Source organism: Bacillus thuringiensis, assembly GCF_001182785.1.
GTDB lineage: Bacteria > Bacillota > Bacilli > Bacillales > Bacillaceae_G > Bacillus_A > Bacillus_A thuringiensis_S.
Genome location: NZ_CP012099.1, coordinates 1835067 through 1856620 on the forward strand (window position 1 = coordinate 1835067; position 21554 = coordinate 1856620).

Below are 21554 nucleotides of genomic sequence, written 5' to 3' on the forward strand. Positions count from 1 at the left end.
TCTTCTTGTAAGGAACATTAGTTCTTATTATACAAAAATGTAAGTTCTTTTGTGAAGAGCATTTTAGCTACATTTTTCTTATTTAATAATAGCAGTGTTATTGTTTCTTAAGAAATAACGTCAAAACAAATACGAGAACGGCTAGTATAGTCGCTACAAGGAAAATATTTTGTATTTCTAAAATATTCGCCTCTTGTAATGTCTCCGCTTTTAGTAATCTTCCAATTAGCTTACGTAAGATCTAATTACATCTCCTTATTTTCTTGAAAATCAACTTCTATAATGATTTTGAAAAAGAAAAAGGAGGGATTTTCCATGAAGCGATTTGTATTAGCAGCCGTTACAGTCTCTGTAATATTTTTAATTGCTGCCTGTTCTGTGACGACAAATACAACAAATGATCATAAAAATATGAATGATAAAAAAACACTACAGACTGAAACAGCTACAACACCATTGAAGGTTGAAAAAGGACCAGAAGTTACTTTAATTGCGAAAGAAGAAAAGCAAAAATTAAGTAACGGTGTTATTGTTCCAGTCTGGACATTTAATGGCTCATCTCCTGGTCCAGAAATTCGGGTGAAAAAAGGTGAAAAGGTGAAAGTGACATTAAAAAATGAATTATCTGCACCAGTATCTATTCATTGGCATGGATATCCTGTCCCAAATAACATGGATGGAATTCCAGGCGTGACACAAGATGCGGTTGAACCAGGAAAAAGTTTCACTTACGAATTTGAAGCGAACGTACAAGGAACGTACTGGTATCACTCGCATCAAGATTCTGTAAATCAATTAGATAGAGGTTTGTATGGAGCGCTCATTGTAGAAGATACAAAGGAAAAATATGATAAAGATTACACATTAATGTTGGATGAATGGGTTACAGATAAAGAAGAAATTAATAAGCAGTTAAAAGAAATGATAAAAGGGCAAATAGGTAATAAATCTAAAGGTAATGAAAATGGGGAAAAGAATGATGATATGGACATGGACAGTGATAGAAAAGACTCTAGTAATATGGCAGGAATGGACCATGGAAATATGAAGATGGAAGGTCATGATATGAGTATGTATGATTTATTCACAATCAATGGAAAAAGCGGTGATTTAGTAGCGCCATTAAAAGTGAATAAGGGAGATAAAGTTCGTCTTAGACTCGTCAATGCTGGTTATCTATCACATGATATACATGTTCATGGTCATGATATAAAAGTAATTGCGACAGATGGTCAGCCAATAAACGATCCAAAAGTTATAAAGGATAAAGTAATTTCAATCGCACCGGGTGAACGTTATGATATTGAATTTACTGCTAATAATCCTGGGAAGTGGTATGTTGAAAACCATTCAAAAAATAAAGGTGCAAAAGGAATGAAAGCTGTTATTGAGTATGATGGCAGCAAAGAGATGAAAGATAAAGCAGACGAAAAAGAAAAATTACCGAAAGTAGATATAATGAAATATGGTACTAAAAAATTAGGTAGTTTCACGTTAAATCAAGAGTATACTGCCACATATAATATGGACTTAAATACGCAAATGAATGGAAATGAAATGGTATATACAATTAACGGAAAGGTATTTCCAGATATTGACCCAATTCAAGTGAAAAAGGGTGATTTAGTAAAAGTGAAGTTGGTAAATCGTTCTAAAATGGATGATCACCCAATGCATTTACACGGGCACTTCTTCCAGGTGTTGAGTAAAGATGGAAAACCGATAAAAGGTTCTCCAATTGTAAAAGATACATTGAACTTAAAACCGGGTGAAGAATATGAAGTAGCCTTTGTAGCAGACAATCCGGGTGAGTGGATGTTCCACTGTCACGACCTACATCATGCTTCAGCAGGGATGGTAACGGAAGTGAACTATACAGATTATAAATCTGACTATGTTCCAAACCAAAACATTCCTAATAAGCCAGAATAATAGGAAGCAGTTATCCTATGGATAGCTGCTTATTCATTTTTGTTGCAAGTACTAATGTATATGTTGATTATGCCGAGGTGAAGGTGAGGGAGTATGATCTGGGAATGTCGCGAATACGGCAACGATAATTACTACACTAATTGAAAGTAATAACAAAAAACGCCGTCGGATAAAAGTAGAAAAGTTCTCTGATAACAATTGAATTATACATGACATAGTAATCGTTATAGTAAGTAAGAGACTAATGAACAGTATACTATGAGCTTGTTGAGCATTTAACATTTCTGTAATCATTGCTCCCATCATACTTGCCATTAATCCAGAGAACATTCCTTCTAAAGCAGTATATAGGTGAAAACGTAGACCGATTAAAAAACCGATAAAACCACTAATTAAAATAGCAAGCAAAGTAGAATATAGTAATTCTCCCTTAAAGAGAACGCCTAAATAAAAACCAATACTTAAACCGATACTCATACTAAAAGACATAATAAATACCATATACTCCATTAGGGTACTCTTACGTTTAGAGATATTGGATGCAATAAGAATTGAGGTACAGCAAAGTGTTAAGGTAGTTAACGTATAAGCAAACATTATGATACCTCCTTGTCCTATCGTTCATTTCATCATATGTTTATATGGAGAGTACTTATGCTTATTAATATCTGCATATTATCTGCACAATTTCATAGATGTAAGCAAAGGAACGCTTGATTTTTTAGGGCGTCTTTTTTAATTGTAAGCATGTGAAAGAAATTGTTATATTATGAGTTTCTATTGTGAAGCCATAAAGAATAAGCGTATAATATTATAGGTCTCACATTTGCGAGACAAACCGCGAATGATAAATAAGATTGTTGTTTTATCATCGCTTCTAAACATATATACAATGAAAGTAACACTGGAATACAGATAGGGAGTTATAAAATGAAATTAATTATTGCCGAGAAACCAGATCAAGGTTTGGCTCTTGTTTCACAATTTAAATATCGCCGGAAAGATGGGTATTTAGAAGTAGAAGCGAATGAGTTATTTCCAAATGGAGCGTACTGTACATGGGCAATTGGTCATTTGACGCAGTTATGTAATCCAGAGCATTATCACGCAGAGTGGAAAAAATGGTCACTTAATACGTTACCGATGATTCCAGAGCGTTTTCAATTTGAAGTAACAAAGTCAAAGTATAAGCAATTTAACGTTGTGAAACAGCTGTTACATAATCCACAGGTAACAGAAATTATTCACGCAGGCGATGCTGGGCGTGAAGGGGAACTGATCGTACGAAATATTATTAATCTTTGTAACGTGCAAAAGCCGATGAAGCGTCTATGGATTTCGTCTTTAACGAAGCAAGCTATTTACCAAGGATTTAAAAATCTACTTGATGAATCAGATACAATTAATACGTATTACGAAGCATATACAAGATCTTGCGCTGACTGGGTTGTTGGTATGAATGCATCACGTGTCTTTAGTATTTTGCTAAAGAAAAAAGGAATGAATGATGTATTTTCTGCTGGTCGTGTCCAGACACCAACGTTAGCATTGATTGTAAAGCGAGAGAAAGAAATTGAAAACTTTAAGTCAGAGCCGTTTTGGGAAGTGTTCGCAACCTTTAATATAGAAGGAAAGAAATATGACGGGAAATGGGAAAAGGATAATGAATCCCGCTTAAAAGACCCTGATATGGCGAATAAAATTGCGGCATTTTGCCAAGGGAAACCGGCTGTTGTGAAGGAAATGAAAACGGAGCGTAAAGAGTTTCAGCCGCCGCTTTTATTTAACTTATCAGCACTGCAAGCGACAGCGAATAAAGCCTTTAAATTTTCACCGAAAAAAACGCTTGATATAACGCAAGCACTATATCAAAAAGGGATTGTTTCTTATCCACGTTCAGATTCTAACTATGTTACTCAAGGAGAAGCAGCGACGTTCCCTGATATTTTACAGAAGTTAAGTCAGTTTGATGAATATAAAGGTTTATTACCGGCTCCGGTTGAATCCATTATGAACAATAAGCGTTATGTGAATGAAAAGAAAGTTACAGATCACTACGCGATCATACCGACAGAGCAAGTTACAAATCCAAGCAAACTATCAGGTGATGAAAAGAAAATTTACGATATGATCGTAAGAAGACTAATTGCGGCGCATTATGAAGTAGCGATTTTTGACTATACAACGATTACAACTCTTGTAGATGAACGTGCTGAATTCATTTCAAAAGGAAAACAGCAAATTCAAGAAGGTTGGCGTAAAGTTATTTTCCAAGATGATAAAGATGACGAAACCATTCTTCCAATTGTTGCTGAAGGCGAAGAAGGAAAAGTTGTAAAGGTGAAAGTGAAAGAAGGAAAAACACAGCCGCCGAAGCGTTATACAGAAGGACAACTTATTACGTTAATGAAAACAGCTGGTAAGTATTTAGAGAATGAAGAGCTTGAGAAAGTATTAAAGAAAACAGAAGGTTTAGGTACTGAGGCAACTCGTGCAGGTATTATTACGATGCTGAAAGACCGTAAATATATAGATGTGCAGAAAAACCAAGTGTATGCGACTGATAAAGGAAAAGTATTAATTACAGCAATCGGTGATAAAATACTCGCTTCACCAGAAATGACTGCAAAATGGGAGCAACGCCTTGCGGAAATCGGGGAAGGTACAGCTTCACCAGCTACATTTATGGAACAGACGAAAAAGCTATCAGCCAAAATTATTGAAGACGCAGTTGAAATGTCTGAGAAATGGGATTTCACTGGATTACATGTTGAATCGATTGAACGAAAAGGATCGAAATTTACAACAGGTAAAAAGGTTGGTAACTGTAAAAAATGTGATGGCGATGTAATTGATAAGTCAACGTTTTATGGTTGTTCTAACTATAATACAACGCAATGTGATTTCACCATTTCAAAGAAGATATTAAGTAAAACAATTTCGCAAAAGAATATGACAAAGCTCTTAAAAGATGAAAAGACTGATTTAATTAAAGGCTTTAAAAAGGGCGAGAAAACGTTTGATGCGAAATTAGAGTGGAAAGATAATAAGATTAATTTTGTATTTGAGAATTAATTTGTTAAAAGAGCATGACATAAAACTGTCATGCTCTTTTGTTTTTCTTTTATATAAGATTTAACGATAAAAAAAATCCTTTAAAAAATAATTTTTTATTGTAAAACGATAAATTTTGTATTAAAATCAAAATCATAATAAATGAGTGAGGTGCTTTTGTTAAAAGGTAACAACCTTATTTTTAAAATTAGAGGAGGTATAACTATGAACATTAACAATTTGATTGTTAAAAATATGGATAACTCCCATGAGTTGGAGAAGATGTATAGAAAAGATCCGAAAGCTTTTAAAAAAGCATTCTCACAAGCATGGGACCAAAACCCTGATTCTCAAGTTCTAGGTGCTTGGTATGAAAGGTTGCATTTCAAGGAGAAAGTAAATAAAGAAAAAACATCTTTGTTTCAAAAAGGTTTCTTATTCATGGGCCTTTTAGCTATTCTGGCCGGCATAAGCACCAGGATCATTTTCCACTTTGTTGAGCAGGAAGCAATTGCTCCAATTAATTTGGCTTTTGGTGTAATTCCCTTTATTGCTGCTTATTTTGTTTACAATAATACTCCGAAAAAAAGTATTATTTATTCCCTTGCAGCGTTGTTCCTAATTTCCGGGATGTATCTTAATACGTTGCCATTAAATTATAAAGACAGTACCATTCTTGCTTATTTGCATCTTCCTATATTTTTATGGGTCTTAGTAGGGCTTGCGTTTACAGGAAATGAATATTCAAAAGGCAGTACAAGATTAGCCTATATAAAATTTAATTTAGAATATTGTCTTCTCTACGCCAGCATGGCAGTGAGCGGAATGATACTAGCAGTATTCACCATGCGTTTATTTAGCTTTGTTGACTTAGATATAGGAGAATTCTATTTTAGTAATGTTGTTTTATTTGGAGCAGCGGCTCTCGCTATTGTGGCTGCATACTTAGTATCAATGAATCTTAAGCTTGCTAAAAATATTACACCATACATATCTAAAATTTTTAGTCCTCTCGTCCTGATCACGTTGCTTATCTATCTTATAACGGTAATTTGGGTCGGGAAAAATCCGTTCTTGGATCGCAATTTCCTAATGGCTTTCAACGGAATACTCCTTGGTGTATTGGCTGTTACCATATTTTCTATCGTTGAAAGTGACTCGGACGAGAAAAAGAACATTTCAGATTATATAAATTTTTCCTTAATTGTTCTGGCGCTTATTATTGACACTGTCGCATTGTCAGCCATAGTATTTAGACTTTCTTCTTACGGGATTACGCCTAATAGACTTGCTGTTTTAGGAGTAAACGTACTGATTTGGGCAAATCTCATTTGGATTATGTTTTCCTATATGCATTTCTTGCAAAACAAATCAGGACCGACAGCTATCCAAGATGCCGTTACGAAGTATTTGCCAATATACGGACTTTGGGCAGCTTTCGTTATATTTACGTTCCCTATCATTTTTAATTAGAAAGGATTTGTTAATGTAACGAAAAGTAAATTTTCTATAGCATATAAAATTTTTAGTGCCGATCGATTTATAATTGGTATTATTACGTTTGTAGTTTCGGTAATTTCATTTGTATCGATAAATAAGAAATAAGTGTTGTATGTAATCTTTCCATAATAAAAAACGTCCCAAAATGGGACGTTTTTTATTATGCGTATTGCCGTTTTCTCTTAATAAGCAACAAAACTTGTGACACACAAGCTAGTACCGGTAACTCAATCAACGGTCCAATAACGAGTGCAAGTGCGATAAGAGGCTCGTCTGGAAAAGCTGTTACAGCGATAGCGAGTGCAACAGGTGAGTTTCTTGCTAACGTTGTTAAGCTTAGACTTACTGTATCTTTGTAAGATAAATGCATGATGCGTCCGATAAATTGTCCTAGTAAAAAATTAATGATGAAGAACAATAGAACAGGAACGAGTAATAATAAAACGACATTCATATTTTGCAGCAAATATTTACCTTGTGATGCAAACATCGCTACTATTGCTAAACTTAAAAATACAATTTGAGCAGAGCTGAAAAACGGAATGAGTTTATTCTCGAGAGTTTCAGCTTTTTTCATTTTATTCATAATGAATTTTGTAGCGTGTGCAAGTATAAATGGTAAGACGATTACGATAACAATACTTTCTACTAAAACAGAAACCGCTACAGTTTTCATGACACCAGCAAATAAAAATAAATAAATTGGAAGGAGTAGTACTTGCAAAATTAAATTTACCGGTAAAATTGCAGTAGAAAGTGCTACATTTCCTTTCGCTATTTCAGTAAAGATTAAGTACCAATCTGTGCATGGAGTAACCATTAACATTATAAATCCAACCCAAAGTGCTGGATGATCTGAAAGAAATAGTGCTCCTAATCCCCAAGCGAGTAAAGGTGTCCATAAGAAGTTAATAGTAAGACTTGTTCCAGCAAATTTTAAATTGCGAAATCCGTTTTTTATTTCTTTTAATGGGATGCTGAGGAATAATCCATATAGCATGAAAAATAAGAAGGGGACAATAAACTTGTCTGAATACGTATGTATCATATTTAATTGTCCGAGTACGATGCCGCATGTAACAGCAAAAAGAATAATAAAAGTTTGAATCTTTTCTATAGTGCTCATGAATAAATCCTTTCTATATATGAATTTTCCTCTCTAAGTTTATTATACAAGTAATAAAGATGTATTTGGTGCTCAATTGTATTTTAGTTAATATTTTTAAATTGAGATTTTGTTTTTTATTAAAAGTTACTTGACTAAAGTAAGTGACTATATTACAATCACTTACATAAGGTAATTAAATAACAAAAAGTTTCGGAGGCTTAACTTAAGGTATCTATTGGAACTTTTTCTTAGAATAAGAATTTTTATGATGATGAATAATGAATATGAAAAGAAAGATTAGGTGAAGAAAATGGGACTATTTAGTTCATTATTTGGTAAAAAAGAAGAAAATACGAATGTAGAGGGGAATAAAAAAATGTCAAAAGTATTATTTGTAAAAGCAAACGATCGTCCAGCGGAGCAAGCAGTTAGTTCAAAAATGTATGAAACATTTGTAAGTACTTATAAAGAAGCAAATCCAAATACAAAAATTACGGAATTAGATTTATTTGCATTAGATCTTCCTTATTACGGAAATATCGCGATTTCAGGTGGATATAAACGTAGCCAAGGCATGGAGTTAACAGCTGAAGAAGAGAAGGCGGTTGCTACAGTAGATCAATATTTAAATCAGTTTTTAGAAGCTGATAAGGTTGTATTTGCATTCCCATTATGGAACTTTACAGTACCAGCACCATTAATCACATATATTTCATACTTATCTCAAGCTGGAAAAACGTTTAAATATACAGCAAATGGTCCAGAAGGTTTAGTTGGTGGTAAGAAAGTAGTTGTGTTAGGTGCTCGTGGTTCAGATTACTCTTCAGAGCAAATGGCTCCTATGGAAATGGCAGTTAATTACGTAACAACTGTACTTGGATTCTGGGGAATTACAAATCCAGAGACAGTTGTAATTGAAGGACACAATCAATATCCAGATCGTTCACAACAAATTGTTGAAGAAGGTCTAGAAAACGTTAAAAAAGTAGCAGCGAAATTTTAATTTATGATAGTAAATGGAAAAACCAACATGGATGACCGTGTTGGTTTTTTAGTCTATTTTTCATGTTAAAAAATGTATATTTATAAAATAAAAGAAAAGTTCGAAAATAGTATTGCAAAATATTATATAGCAAACTATAATGAGTTCAAGAATAGTTGATACTTAAATTAAATATTCAGAAAATTCAATTAGTTAAAATTGGAAAATGAGATAAGGAAATTTGAATGGGGGTTATATTATGGCGAATAAAGTACCGTTTTCGTTCATAGTAGTTATTGGATTAATGTTATTTGCACTATTTTTTGGAGCAGGAAATTTAATTTTCCCAGCGATGCTTGGTCAATCAGCAGGAGAGAATGTATGGATTGCTAACGCTGGATTTTTAGTAACTGGTGTTGGATTACCATTACTAGGTGTACTAGCATTTGGTTTTTCAGGTAAAGATGATTTACAGTCATTAGCAAGTCGTGCTCACCCAGTGTTCGGGATTGTATTTACAACAGTCTTATACTTAGCGATCGGTCCGTTATTTGCAATACCGAGAACAGGAAATGTATCTTATGAAATTGGTCTTAAGCCGTTTATGCCAGAGGGAGTAGGTTCTACACCTTTAATTCTTTTCACAATTATATTCTTTAGCATCACTTGTTTTTTTTCGCTAAATCCCGCGAAAATTGTCGATATTGTTGGAAAAATTTTAACGCCAATTAAGTTGACTTTCATCGGTATTTTAGTAATCGTTGCTTTTATACATCCGATTGGAGATATGCAAGCACCAGTGGAAGCTTATACATCACATGCATTCTTTAAAGGATTCCAAGAAGGATACTTAACGATGGATACGCTTGCATCATTTGTATTCGGGATTATCATCATCAATGCTATTAAAGAAAAAGGTGCGAAAACGAAAACACAAATTATGGTCGTTTGTGCAAAAGCGACAATAATTGCAGCATCTATTTTAGCAATTATCTATACAGCTCTTTCTTATATGGGTGCTTCAAGTGTTGCAAAGCTTGGACATTTAGAGAACGGCGGAGAAGTATTAGCGAAAGTTTCTAACTACTATTTCGGATCATATGGCGGAGTATTATTAGGATTAATGATTACAGTAGCTTGTTTAACAACTAGTGTGGGACTTGTATCAGCATGTTCTTCATTCTTCCATAAGTTATTCCCAAATGTTCCTTACAAAGCAATTGCAATCACACTATGTGTATTTAGTGCAATTGTTGCAAACGTAGGATTAACACAGTTAATCGCAGTTTCTGTTCCAGTATTAACAGCAATTTATCCACTAGCAATCGTATTGATTTTCTTAACATTCTTCCATTCATTATTCAAAGGAAGAGCTGAAGTTTATCAAGTGAGCTTAATCGTAACATTTATCATCAGCTTATTCGATGGATTAAGTGCAGCTGGAGTTAACATTGAAGTAGTAAGCCAAGTGTTCACTAAATTCCTTCCGATGCAGGAAGTAGGATTAGGCTGGATCTTCCCAGCGATTATCGGTGGATTTATCGGATATGGCATTAGCGTTGTAAAAATGAAAAATCAAGTTCAACCAGCAACTAGAGCGGATAAGAAAATAGGTTAAATAAAAAAGTTATAGAACTTGTTTCTATAACTTTTTTTGTTACTATTAATAATGAGAAAAAATAAAGTAGTAGGGGAAATAAAATGAAAAAAACAATTGATCATATCGGAATCGCAGTTCGTGATATAGATAGTACTATACGTTTTTATGAACAGGTTCTATCAGGAGAATTAATAGATCGTTACGTAAGTGAGGCACCAGGTGTAGAAAGCGAAGTAGCCATTCTTGAAGTGGATGGAGATAGAATTGAATTACTTGCGCCGACAAATAACACCACTTCACCAATTGCCCGATTTATAAAACAAAAAGGTAAAGGTGTACATCACGTTGCGTATCGAGTAGATGATTTAGATGTAGCTTTAGAGGAATTGAAAGAACAAGGAATTCGAACGTTAGAGCATACACTGCGCATTAATAAGCACGGTAGAAGGTTAATTTATCTTAACCCAGCGGATACAGAAGGAACGATTATCGAGTATTGTGATTATCCGGAAGAGAAATAGAAGAAGGGTATTTTTAAAAAGGTGTTACGTAATAACGTAACACCTTTTTATTTATGTATTTCACATTTTCTTCACAAATGATTCACGATAACTTTTCTTCTTTAATAACTTACATAAATATATTTTATGATATAATAACAATCGGCTTTAAAAATGTAAGTTGTATCTATCATAATAGTTACTATTATATTGGAAGTTTAGAGGTGGAAGAGAAATAAAGAGTTATACTTTATAGAAATTTATATTTAATCAGGTTAATATTTCTACGGAGAATCAAACTTTGGAAGTTAAAGTAATGAAAATAGAGCAATGAGGAAGAGAGAAGTGAAATGAGTGTGAAAGTAATGAGAAGATTAGGGATATGGCTATTACTTGTGTGTGTGCTTATCATATTGATACCGCAAAGTGCATTTGCTCATGCGTACGTTGTGAAATCAAACCCTACTGAAAATGAAACATTGAAGAAAGCACCATCTGTTGTAAAAATCGAATTCGATGAGGACATACAAGTTTCAAGTTTTAATACATTGTACGTGAGAGATACATCAGGTAAAAGAGTCGATTTAAAAGATGCTCATATTGATAAAAAAAATAAAAAGCTATTAGAAGCTGGATTAAAAGACAATCTCAAAAAGGGTCTTTACTCCATTCAGTGGAAAGCTATTTCAGCTGATGGACATCCAATTCAAGGGGTTATTCCATTCCGTATTGGATTAGCGGAAGCGGGAGCAGACGATGTACAAGTGGAAGAGATGGGGTATGTCCCGCAAATCGATATGATTATGGAACGGGGGATTCTATATACGAGTTTCTCGCTATTTTTAGGAGTTCTCTTCTTTAATCTTATTATGTATAAAGGGAATGCAACCTCGGTTCGATCAAGGAGTAAGAACATAATATGGATCTCCTTATTTGGGATATTTATTAGCTTGTTATTCAACCTACCATTGCAAGCAAAAATAAATGCTGATGTTTTGTGGCTAGAAGCATTCAACCCTTTACTATTAAAAGAAACATTACAGCTTTCTGTTTTTGGTTATATATGGATCACTCAAATGGTTCTCATTAGTACGCTTATAATTGTTACGTATTTTGCGGTGAAGTATGAGAAGTTTTCGTCGTTTAAAGTATGGAGTATTCCAATACTATTATTTATAGGGTTACTTGTTATGAAAGCATTTAATAGTCACGCATATGGTTTAAAGTTTAAAGAGATTGCTGTCGTTATGGATTTTCTACATTTATTCGCAGCTTCATTATGGGTTGGTGGTTTATCATCTATTATTCTTCTTTTACGTAAAGAGGATAACAAGTGGCATATGTATTGGGATATGATTAAGCGTTTTTCACCGTGGGCAACAGGTGCTGTCATCGTGATTTTAATAACAGGCCTTTTTAACAGTACATTTTTTATTCCAACAATCCACTCGTTATTTGATACGAAGTATGGATTGGCTTTATTAACAAAGATACTTTTATTCATTTTCATGGGGATATTGGGAATTATTCATTATGTGAAAGGGAGAATGCGAGCGCAGCAAGGATTAGGAGCTACGGTGAAAGTAGAGTTTGTCATTGGAAGTATCATTTTCGTAATCGTAGCTTTTATGACAAACGTACAAACACCACCGATGCCTCCTACTGGACCTTTTACAGAGAGTAAGCAATTAGATAATGGATATGAACTTACGCTAAATGTAAGTCCGAATAAGGTAGGACAAAATAAATTCCATATTACACTAAAGGATGAAAAGGGACAGCCTATTACTGATATGGAACAAATGATATTGACGACTCAATCATTAGATATGAACATGGGAAAAGGTTCATTTAAAGTTTCGGTAGTTTCACCGGGAGAATATGAAGCAGAAGGTATGTATATTAACATGACAGGAAACTGGAATATACATGTTCATGGATTAACAAAATCTCTTGATAGTTTCGATACAGATTTTAAATTTATTGTCGGTGGCAGATAAAAAGAAGCTATGTATGAAAAGGAGCTAATAGAAAATGAAACGTATAAAAAAATTAGGAACAACAATGATCGCAACAATTATTGCAATGGGAATTTTTTCGTTACCTGTTAGTGCGCACGTCACTGTAAAACCAGCAACTTCTGACATTGGTTCTTGGGAGACTTATACGATAAAAGTACCAGTTGAAAAAAATGTAGCAACGACAAAAGTTACACTGAAAATACCGTCTGGAGTAGAGTTCCAGCAGTATGAACCAGTGCCAGGATGGAAAATTGAGGAGCAAAAAGATACAGCCGGAAAAGTTAAAACTGTAGTATGGGAAGCGACAGGAGAAGGGATTTTAACTGGCCAGTTCCAGCGATTTACTTTCGTCGCTAAAAATCCGGATAAAGAGCAAAAAATAGCTTGGGACGCATATCAACAATATAAAGACGGAGAAATTGTTGAATGGACAGGTGATGAAAAAGCTGAAAAACCGCATTCACTTACTACAATTGCAAAAGGTACGTCATTAACAGGAGAACATGGTGAAGTGTCTAGTGTAGAAAAGAATGAAGGTGCTAGTAATATGCAATTGATAGCAATTATTTTATCTATTTTGGCGATTGTATCGTCGGTAAGTGCGTATGTTTTTGTAGTACGTCGTAAAAAGTAAGACGTAAGAAAGAGCCTACAAACAGTAGGCTCTTTCTTACGTTTATTTCACTTCAACCCGCTGCCTTACAGCAAATGCTTTCGGTTTTATATTTACAAAACAAATGCTCACAACAATAAATAATAGCCCAATAAATAAGCTCATTGTAATGGCCTCATGTAAGAAAATTGAACTTACAATAATAGCAATTAGTGGAATGAGGAATGTATAAGCCCCAACTTTACTTGCTTCACCAGCTCCAACAAGTGTGAAGTATGCAAGCCACCCCATTGCAATAACAAAGAATGAAATAAAGAGAAGTACGCTAACAAATGGTATACTCCAAGCGATACTAGACCAGCTTTCAAACTCTGAACCAAATCCGATTAAGCAAAGGCCACCAATAATAAGCTGAAGTGTTACCATCCAAATGGCATTAACACGGTGACCAGTCTTCTTAATAAATACTGTGCCAAGTGCCCAGCCAATAGCGCATCCTAACGCGAGAAGGGTTCCAATAATAGAAATATGTCCTGTTAAACTGCTAGAGCTAATAACACCTACACCAATAAATCCGAGAACAAGCCCGAAAATTTTCAAGCCGTACATTGATTCTTCAAGCCATATCCACGAGAAAATACCGAGTAAAACTGGTTGTAGAAATACAATGGCGGAAAATAACCCAGCAGGCATATATTGAAGGCCGACAGTTTGTAACCCGTAAAATATAATGATGTTAAGTAAAGAAGAAATAACGTATAAATGCCACGTTTCTTTTAAATGTAACTCTTTGTATTTCGGTAATGCGAACAGGAGTAAAATGAATCCTCCAATTAAAGTTCGAACGCCTGCAAATAAAACAGGTGGTGTATAATGCAGGGCAAACTTTGATAAAGGCCAATTGATTCCCCACATGAAAACGAGAAAGGTAAGGATTATGGCCGTCTTAGTTCGAGAAAGCTGTGTCACTGAAAGACCTCCTTGTTGTTATTCATTTCACTATGATATGATATCGACTGTAATAAATAAAATGAATCTTTTTTATAAGGAGTATAAGTGATTAGTTATGACCATTACACAACTGCAAGTATTAATAAAAACTGTTGAGTTAGGTAGTTTTACGAAGGCCGCCAGGGTATTAAATATGACGCAGCCAGCTGTTAGTCATGCGATTTCAAGTATTGAGTCAGAGTTAGGCGTTACTATTCTTATACGTGATAAACGAAAAGGGCTCCTCATTACGGATGTAGGAAACAGGATTCTTGTACATATTAGAGAGATTTTGAACGGTGTAGAGAAGATTGAACAAGAAGTTGCGATGGAGAAAGGACACGAAGTTGGGACGATTCGAATTGGTAGTTTTCCGAGTGCCTCTGCACATTTCTTACCCAAAATGATAAACCTTTTTAAGGAGAAGTATCCGAACTTAGAAGTAGTTCTTTGTGAAGGAACGATTAAAGAAGTTGAAGATTGGTTAGTATCGAGGGTTATTGATATAGGAATTGTTATTTTGCCTAATAAAGATATGGAGATTGTTCCATTAACGAAGGGGAAAATGGTTGCTATCTTAAGAGAGGATCATCCTCTCTGTAAGAAGGACTCTATTACCATTAGTGATTTAGAGAATGAACCAATCATATTATGTAAGGGCGGATACGAACCACCTATTATTGACATGTTTAAACAAGCAAACGTACCACTTCGGGCTGAGTATGTAATTTCGACAGTTACTACAGCTTTAAATATGATTCAAGAAGGATTAGGCATTGCAATATTAGCTGAATTATCTTTAACAAATTTACCAAAAAATGTGCAAACGAGAGAATTGGAACCACAAGTATGGAGAGAAATTGCTTTAGCTGTTCCTTCATTAAAGGATTCTTCAATCGCTGTGCAGCTATTTATTGAAGAATTTCAAGCGCTATTTGCAGAATAAAAAGGGGTGTCTCATATATTATAATGGGACACTTTTTAATTTACTTATAAAAAAATCTATGAAAAGGATTGACTTATCTTTTTGTTGTAACTATAATGATTACATCAAGGTGGTGATTACGATGAAAATTAGTAGCCGCTTTTCTATAGCTGTTCATATTTTATCTATTTTAAAAAACAATCCATCTTCACTATGCACTTCAGACTATATGGCTGAGAGTGTGAATACAAATCCAGTAGTCATTCGTAAAATTATGTCGTATTTGAAACAAGCTGGCTTTGTTTATGTAAATCGTGGACCAGGTGGCGCGGGATTACTAAAAGATTTACATGAAATCACATTGTTAGATGTGTATCATGCAGTGAATGTAGTAGAAGAAGACAAGCTATTTCACATTCACGAGCAACCAAATCCAGATTGTCCAATTGGGGCGAATATTCAAGCGGTGTTAGAAATTATTTTAATTCAAGCGCAATCCGCGATGGAAGAAGTTTTGAGAACTATTACGATGGGGCAATTGTTTGAAACTTTGCAAGAAAAAATGAATGCTTAAATAATATTTATATTTTTTTACCATTAATGTAACCGATTCAATTACAACGATGAAGGTAAGGTGTAAAAATTATGACTGTAAAAATGAAAGTATACTCAGATTTTATATGTCCGTTTTGTTTTTTAGCAAAAGGTCCACTAGATGAGGTAGCGAAAGAGAAAGATGTAGAGATTGAATGGATGCCATTTGAATTACGTCCAAGTCCATATTCAAAAATTGATCCATGGAATGAGCCAGAAAAATTAGGTTCATGGGATGCTTTCATTCTTCCGACAGCGAAGAAATTAGGAATTGATATGCGCTTGCCACGTGTTTCACCACATCCATATACGCATTTAGCTTTCGAAGGATGTCAATTTGCGAAAGAACGTGGACTAGGTAATGAGTATCATCACCGCGTATTCACAGCATTTTTCCAAGAAGAGCAAAACATTGAAGATATTGATGTGTTAACAACATTAGCGGTAGAAGTAGGACTTCCTGAAGCAGAATTTAAAGATGCTTTAGTAACTCGTAAATATAAAGAAAAACATCAAGAAGCAATTCAGCACGCATATGATGAAGCGAATATTATGGCTGTTCCAACTGTCATGATTGGAGATGAAGTCATTCAAGGGCTTGCTAGTAAAGAAACACTAGAAAGGGTCATTGATAAAGAAATTGAAAAGGATAAAACAAATTCATTTGAAGGTATGCAATGTAATACCGATGGATATTGCTAATTCGCTTGTTATGAAATAACAAAATAAATTATAAAACAAACATTTGGAGGAATTAAAATGTCAGCAACTACAACAAACTTAAAAGAAGCAATTGTGAACCGCCGTTCAATTCGTAAAGTAACAAAAAACGATGCAATTACGAAAGAAAGAATTGAAGAAGTGTTAAAAACAGCTTTACACGCACCAACATCTTTCAATATGCAAAGTGGTCGTATGGTTGTATTAATGGATGGAGAGCATGAAAAGTTTTGGGATATTGTTAAAGAAACACTAAGAGCTCGCGTACCAGCAGAAAACTTTGAAGCGACTGTAGAAAGACTAAAAGGCTTCCATGCAGGTGTAGGAACAGTTCTATTCTTTGAAGATCAAGCAACTGTAGAAAAAATGCAAGAAAATGCACCATTATATAAAGATCAGTTCCCATTCTGGTCTCATCAAGGAAATGCGATGTTACAACACACTGTGTGGATGCTATTATCTGCTGAAGGAATTGGGGCGTCATTACAACATTACAATCCAATCGTAGATGCTGAAGTGAAAGAAACTTGGAACATTCCGGCAGAGTGGAGCTTAGTAGGTCAAATGCCATTTGGTGAACCAAACGAACAACCAGCAGAAAGAACGTTCTTGCCTACTGAAGATGTAGTGAAATTTTATTAAGAAATACAATATGTAACGAGAAGGAAGCTGTGCTTAAAAACAGCTTCCTTTTTTGTAGTGGTGTTAATTTATACGCATTTAGGGAAGAAATATAAGAAATAATCCGGTGAGAAGGGAATTAGAAAAATGAATGATGAGAAAAAATATACAGTGGTAGGTACTGATGTTGAGGAAGTAAAGCGTTTAAATGAAAATTCAGGGTTAACGTATAATCAAGTGAAAGAAATGTTAGCGAAGCAAATGCAAAAAAAGAAGTAATTAGATTGAAATCTTTCATTTTTTCATTTAGCATTTTGATTGGAGAGAGTTAAGTAAAAGGTAACTCTCTTTTTCGTATAAAGAAGCACCTTATAGAGTGGAGGAAACAACATGAAGAAATGGGTAAAGGTAACGCTGTCTATCGCTGGAGGCATTGTCTTATTAGCATGTGCCGGCGGATATTACGTGTATAAAAATTATTTTCCAAAGGAACCAGAGCATATTGTATATGAAAAAGAAAGAGTGCTACAACCGATACATAATCAGCTTAAAGGAATCAATATAGAAAATGTAAAGATAAAAGAAAAAGAAGTCGTAAATGCGACTGTAGATGAGCTTCAAAAAATGATTGATGATGGAAAGTTGTCATATGAAGAATTAACGAGTATTTATCTCTTTAGAATACAAGAACATGATCAAAATGGAATAACATTAAATTCTGTTACAGAGATAAATCCTAATGCGATGGAAGAAGCAAGAAAGTTAGATCAAGAGCGGGGTAGAAACAAAAATTCGAATTTATATGGTATTCCTGTCGTTGTAAAAGATAATGTACAGACGGAAAAAGTGATGCCGACTAGTGCAGGAACTTATGTATTAAAAGATTGGATTGCAGATCAAGACGCAACAATTGTGAAGCAGTTGAAAGAAGAAGGAGCATTTGTTTTAGGAAAAGCGAATATGTCTGAGTGGGCGAACTATTTATCTTTTACAATGCCAAGTGGATATAGTGGGAAGAAAGGACAAAATTTAAATCCGTACGGTCCGATTACATTCGATACTTCAGGATCAAGTTCAGGATCTGCTACAGTAGTTGCGGCAGATTTTGCACCGCTTGCAATCGGAACAGAAACGACGGGATCGATTGTTGCACCTGCAACGCAGCAATCAGTAGTTGGGTTACGTCCATCTTTAGGTATGGTAAGTAGAACAGGAATTATTCCATTAGCTGAAACTCTTGATACAGCAGGACCTATGGCAAGAACAGTAAAAGATGCAGCAACGTTATTTAATGCAATGATAGGTTATGACGAAAAAGATGTTATGACAGAAAAAATGAAAGATAAAGAAAGGATTGATTATACAAAGGATTTATCAATAGATGGATTAAAAGGGAAAAAGATAGGGCTTCTTTTTTCTATAGACCAACAAGATGAAAATAGAAAAGCAGTAGCAGAAAAAATTAGAAAAGACCTTCAAGATGCAGGTGCGATATTAACTGATAATATCCAGTTAAGTGCTGAGGGTGTAGATAATTTGCAAACATTAGAATATGAGTTCAAGCATAATGTAAACGACTATTTTTCACAGCAAAAAAATGTACCGGTAAAATCGTTAGAAGAGATTATAGCGTTTAATAAAAAGGATAGTAAAAGACGAATAAAATACGGACAAACATTAATTGAGGGGTCTGAAAAATCTGCTATAACGAAAGAAGAGTTCGAAAACGTAGTGCAAACGAGTCAAGAAAATGCAAAAAAAGAGCTAGATAGGTATTTAGTAGAAAAAGGTTTGGATGCTCTAGTTATGATTAATAACGATGAAGTTCTTCTATCAGCTGTAGCTGGTTATCCGGAATTAGCGGTTCCTGCTGGATATGATAAAAATAGAGAACCAATCGGTGTAGTGTTTGTAGGGAAACAGTTTGGTGAAAAAGAGCTTTTCAATATTGGATATGCGTATGAACAGCAGTCTAAAAATAGAAAATCACCTAGTTTATAAAAAGATTATATGAAAAATAACTGAGATCCACCGAAATATGTTGGTGGATCTCAGTTAAACGAATCTAACAATATGAAAAGAAAAAAAGGATTCTTCTCAATTAGTAAGAAAGATTGTCTATAGGAGTTCATAAAATGTAATATATTCAATTTCCATCCATTGAAGGGGGAGGTTAATTCTTAATGAATGAAGTAAAGAGTTTTTTTCGAAGTAGAGGGTTTCAACGGTTTCTCGTTTTAATAATAGTAGCGCTTGTATTATATGCATTAAAAAGTATGATCAATTTAATATTAATTACGTTTATACTGACGTTTTTAATGGATCGATTTCAACGTTTTATTTCAAGAAAATTGAAAGTAAACCGGAAAATTGTTATTGCATGTTTGTATATAATACTAGTTTCCTTTATAGGCACAACATTATATAAATATTTACCTGTGCTGACGATACAAATTTCACAATTAATTTATCAATTTAAACTGTTTTTTCAAAATCCACCTGATAATGAAATCGTTAAATATGCACTTTCGACAATTAATGGGATGGAAGTATCAAAATATATAGAACAAGGTGTAGATGTCATATATCAATCAATAGCAAATATAGGGAAGGTAAGTTTACAAATATTATTATCTCTAATTTTAAGCTTATTTTTCTTATTAGAAAAAGAGCGTATTATTACATTTACATCTAAGTTTAAAGACAGTAAGCTAAAGATCTTTTATGAGGAAATTGCATATTTTGGTGAAAGATTTGCAAGATCGTTCGGTAAAGTAATTGAAGCTCAGTTTTTAATTGCCGTTGTAAATTGTATTCTTACTGTCATTGCATTAATCGTTTTAGGATTTCCACAGCTACTCGTATTAGCTGTTATGATTTTCTTACTAGGGTTGATTCCTGTTGCAGGTGTGATTATTTCTTTGTTTCCACTTTGTATCATTGCTTACAACGTAGGCGGGGTTATGTACGTAGTATACATAATCGTGTTCATAACAGTCATCCATGCTCTTGAAAGTTATTTTTTAAATCCGAAGTTTATGTCTGCAAAAACAAATTTACCAATCTTTTATACATTTATGATTCTCATCTTCTCAGAGCATTTCCTCGGAATATGGGGGCTTATTATCGGCATACCAATCTTTATTTTTTTATTAGATGTGTTTGATATAAATAATGAGGATACGACTGGAAAATAAGAAATGATAGAAAATCATTAAAAAGTCATAGGGGATAATGAAAATAAAAAAAGCAATCCAAAATAAATTGGATTGCTTTTTTATCTTAATTAAAGAACTGGAGCCATTGTTTCTTTCAATACTTGAACAGAGTGATCGAATTTTAATTCTTCTTCTTCACTTAGTTCAACTTCTAAAATTTCACGAACACCGCCGCGATTTAAAACAGCAGGTACCCCGATGTAAACATCTTTTTGACCATATTGACCTTCTAAGTAAGCTGATACAGTTAATACACTATTTTCATCGTTTAAAATTGCTTTTGTAACACGTAGAAGTGACATACCGATACCATAATAAGTTGCGCCTTTACGCTCAATAATATGGTAAGCTGCATCACGGACGTTTATGAAAATTTTGTCTAAATCTTCTTGATTATACGTGTTGTCTTTTTCAAGCAGTGTTTGTAGTTTTTGGATACCAACGGAAACATGACTCCAAACTGGAAGTTCAGTATCGCCGTGTTCTCCGATAATATAAGCGTGAATGTTGTGTGGGCCAATATTGAAGTACTCACCTAACATATAGCGGAAACGAGCAGAATCAAGTGTTGTACCAGAACCAATTACACGTTCTTTCGGTAAACCAGATTCTTTCCAAGTTACGTAAGTTAAAATATCTACAGGGTTTGTTGCGATTAAGAAGATGCCATCAAATCCGCTATCCATAATACTGCGAACGATTTGTTTAAAGATTTTAGCGTTTTTCTCAACTAAATCTAAACGTGTTTCGCCTGGCTTTTGTGGTAATCCAGCTGTAATAACTACAAGGTCAGCATCTTTACAATCTTCGTAGCTGCCTTTCCATACTCTAGTTGGAGCTGGTGCGAATGGAACAGCATGACTTAAATCCATTGCTTCCCCTTCAGCTTTTGCCTCATTTACATCGACTAAAACAAATTCTTCAGCTACGGCTTGGTTAATCATGCAGTAAGCATAACTACATCCAACTGCTCCTGTTCCTACTAATACAACACGGTTAATACCTTTTTTCATTTCAAAATTCCTCGCAATTTCATTGATTTTATTATGTAAGATAATACGTCTTACTTCTATAGAGTCATATCTAGTTTATTACATTTTATAAAAGATATTCAAGTATTTGAAAATGTATCCGTGTAATTCCTTGCCCAAAACATAGGAATGAAGGTAACCGAAT

Annotated in this window: 19 protein-coding genes; 15 read left to right on the plus strand and 4 right to left on the minus strand. The window is 34.2% G+C overall.

What is annotated here, in order from left to right:
• The first annotated feature begins 315 nt into the window (after positions 1-315).
• Positions 316-1932 carry a multicopper oxidase family protein gene (locus AC241_RS09635; protein ID WP_050843274.1) on the plus strand — a complete coding sequence of 539 codons (1617 nt, stop codon included), beginning with the start codon at positions 316-318 and terminating at the stop codon, positions 1930-1932.
• A gap of 51 nt (positions 1933-1983) precedes the next feature.
• Here AC241_RS09635 and AC241_RS09640 read toward each other — a convergent pair whose 3' ends face one another.
• On the minus strand, positions 1984-2529 hold the full coding sequence (locus AC241_RS09640) for a hypothetical protein (RefSeq protein ID WP_050843276.1): 546 nt from the start codon (positions 2527-2529) through the stop codon (positions 1984-1986).
• Positions 2530-2862: 333 nt separating this feature from the next.
• Here AC241_RS09640 and topB point away from each other — a divergent pair, with 333 nt between their 5' ends.
• Both topB and AC241_RS09650 read left to right on the plus strand, forming a co-directional pair.
• Positions 2863-5007, plus strand: coding sequence for a DNA topoisomerase III (gene topB / locus AC241_RS09645; RefSeq protein WP_043935007.1), 2145 nt, complete (start codon positions 2863-2865; stop codon positions 5005-5007).
• Positions 5008-5211: 204 nt separating this feature from the next.
• Positions 5212-6459, plus strand: coding sequence for a DUF4153 domain-containing protein (locus AC241_RS09650; RefSeq protein WP_043935008.1), 1248 nt, complete (start codon positions 5212-5214; stop codon positions 6457-6459).
• A gap of 187 nt (positions 6460-6646) precedes the next feature.
• Here AC241_RS09650 and AC241_RS09655 read toward each other — a convergent pair whose 3' ends face one another.
• Positions 6647-7612, minus strand: coding sequence for an arsenic resistance protein (locus tag AC241_RS09655; RefSeq protein ID WP_043935009.1), 966 nt, complete (start codon positions 7610-7612; stop codon positions 6647-6649).
• Positions 7613-7904: 292 nt separating this feature from the next.
• Here AC241_RS09655 and AC241_RS09660 point away from each other — a divergent pair, with 292 nt between their 5' ends.
• From AC241_RS09660 to AC241_RS09680, 5 genes are all read left to right on the plus strand, one after another.
• Complete coding sequence (locus AC241_RS09660; RefSeq protein ID WP_050843278.1) at positions 7905-8597, plus strand: FMN-dependent NADH-azoreductase; 693 nt, start codon at positions 7905-7907, stop codon at positions 8595-8597.
• 238 nt (positions 8598-8835) lie between these two features.
• Positions 8836-10194, plus strand: a complete 1359-nt coding sequence (gene brnQ, locus AC241_RS09665; protein ID WP_029442011.1) for a branched-chain amino acid transport system II carrier protein — start codon at positions 8836-8838, stop codon at positions 10192-10194.
• An 83-nt stretch (positions 10195-10277) separates the two neighbouring features.
• Positions 10278-10697, plus strand: a complete 420-nt coding sequence (locus AC241_RS09670; RefSeq protein ID WP_000750855.1) for a VOC family protein — start codon at positions 10278-10280, stop codon at positions 10695-10697.
• 329 nt (positions 10698-11026) lie between these two features.
• The gene (locus AC241_RS09675) at positions 11027-12676 is read left to right on the plus strand and encodes a copper resistance CopC/CopD family protein (RefSeq protein WP_050843280.1); all 1650 of its coding nucleotides are present in this window, start codon (positions 11027-11029) and stop codon (positions 12674-12676) included.
• Between the two features lie 34 nt (positions 12677-12710).
• Positions 12711-13331 (plus strand): YcnI family copper-binding membrane protein, encoded by a 621-nt coding sequence (locus tag AC241_RS09680; RefSeq protein WP_050843282.1) that lies wholly within the window; start codon positions 12711-12713, stop codon positions 13329-13331.
• Positions 13332-13373: 42 nt separating this feature from the next.
• Here AC241_RS09680 and AC241_RS09685 read toward each other — a convergent pair whose 3' ends face one another.
• Positions 13374-14279 carry a DMT family transporter gene (locus AC241_RS09685; RefSeq protein ID WP_050843284.1) on the minus strand — a complete coding sequence of 302 codons (906 nt, stop codon included), beginning with the start codon at positions 14277-14279 and terminating at the stop codon, positions 13374-13376.
• 97 nt (positions 14280-14376) lie between these two features.
• On the opposite strand from AC241_RS09685, the gene AC241_RS09690 reads away from it, so the two are divergent.
• The 7 genes from AC241_RS09690 to AC241_RS09720 all read left to right on the plus strand — a co-directional run bounded on the left by AC241_RS09690 (position 14377) and on the right by AC241_RS09720 (position 20357).
• Positions 14377-15246 (plus strand): LysR family transcriptional regulator, encoded by an 870-nt coding sequence (locus AC241_RS09690; RefSeq protein WP_016082033.1) that lies wholly within the window; start codon positions 14377-14379, stop codon positions 15244-15246.
• A gap of 121 nt (positions 15247-15367) precedes the next feature.
• Positions 15368-15799 carry an Rrf2 family transcriptional regulator gene (locus AC241_RS09695; protein ID WP_016082032.1) on the plus strand — a complete coding sequence of 144 codons (432 nt, stop codon included), beginning with the start codon at positions 15368-15370 and terminating at the stop codon, positions 15797-15799.
• A 71-nt stretch (positions 15800-15870) separates the two neighbouring features.
• Positions 15871-16521, plus strand: a complete 651-nt coding sequence (locus AC241_RS09700) for a DsbA family oxidoreductase (RefSeq protein ID WP_016082031.1) — start codon at positions 15871-15873, stop codon at positions 16519-16521.
• Between the two features lie 57 nt (positions 16522-16578).
• Positions 16579-17181, plus strand: coding sequence for a nitroreductase family protein (locus tag AC241_RS09705; RefSeq protein WP_001277021.1), 603 nt, complete (start codon positions 16579-16581; stop codon positions 17179-17181).
• A 126-nt stretch (positions 17182-17307) separates the two neighbouring features.
• A complete protein-coding gene (locus AC241_RS35685; protein ID WP_050843286.1) occupies positions 17308-17439 on the plus strand; it encodes a hypothetical protein in 132 nt (43 codons plus the stop codon).
• A gap of 111 nt (positions 17440-17550) precedes the next feature.
• Positions 17551-19161: an amidase family protein gene (locus AC241_RS09715; protein WP_050843288.1), complete on the plus strand. Its 1611-nt coding sequence runs from the start codon at positions 17551-17553 to the stop codon at positions 19159-19161.
• A gap of 182 nt (positions 19162-19343) precedes the next feature.
• A complete protein-coding gene (locus AC241_RS09720) occupies positions 19344-20357 on the plus strand; it encodes an AI-2E family transporter (protein WP_016082029.1) in 1014 nt (337 codons plus the stop codon).
• An 89-nt stretch (positions 20358-20446) separates the two neighbouring features.
• Here AC241_RS09720 and AC241_RS09725 read toward each other — a convergent pair whose 3' ends face one another.
• Complete coding sequence (locus AC241_RS09725; protein ID WP_000715327.1) at positions 20447-21391, minus strand: L-lactate dehydrogenase; 945 nt, start codon at positions 21389-21391, stop codon at positions 20447-20449.
• Positions 21392-21554: the final 163 nt, after the last annotated feature.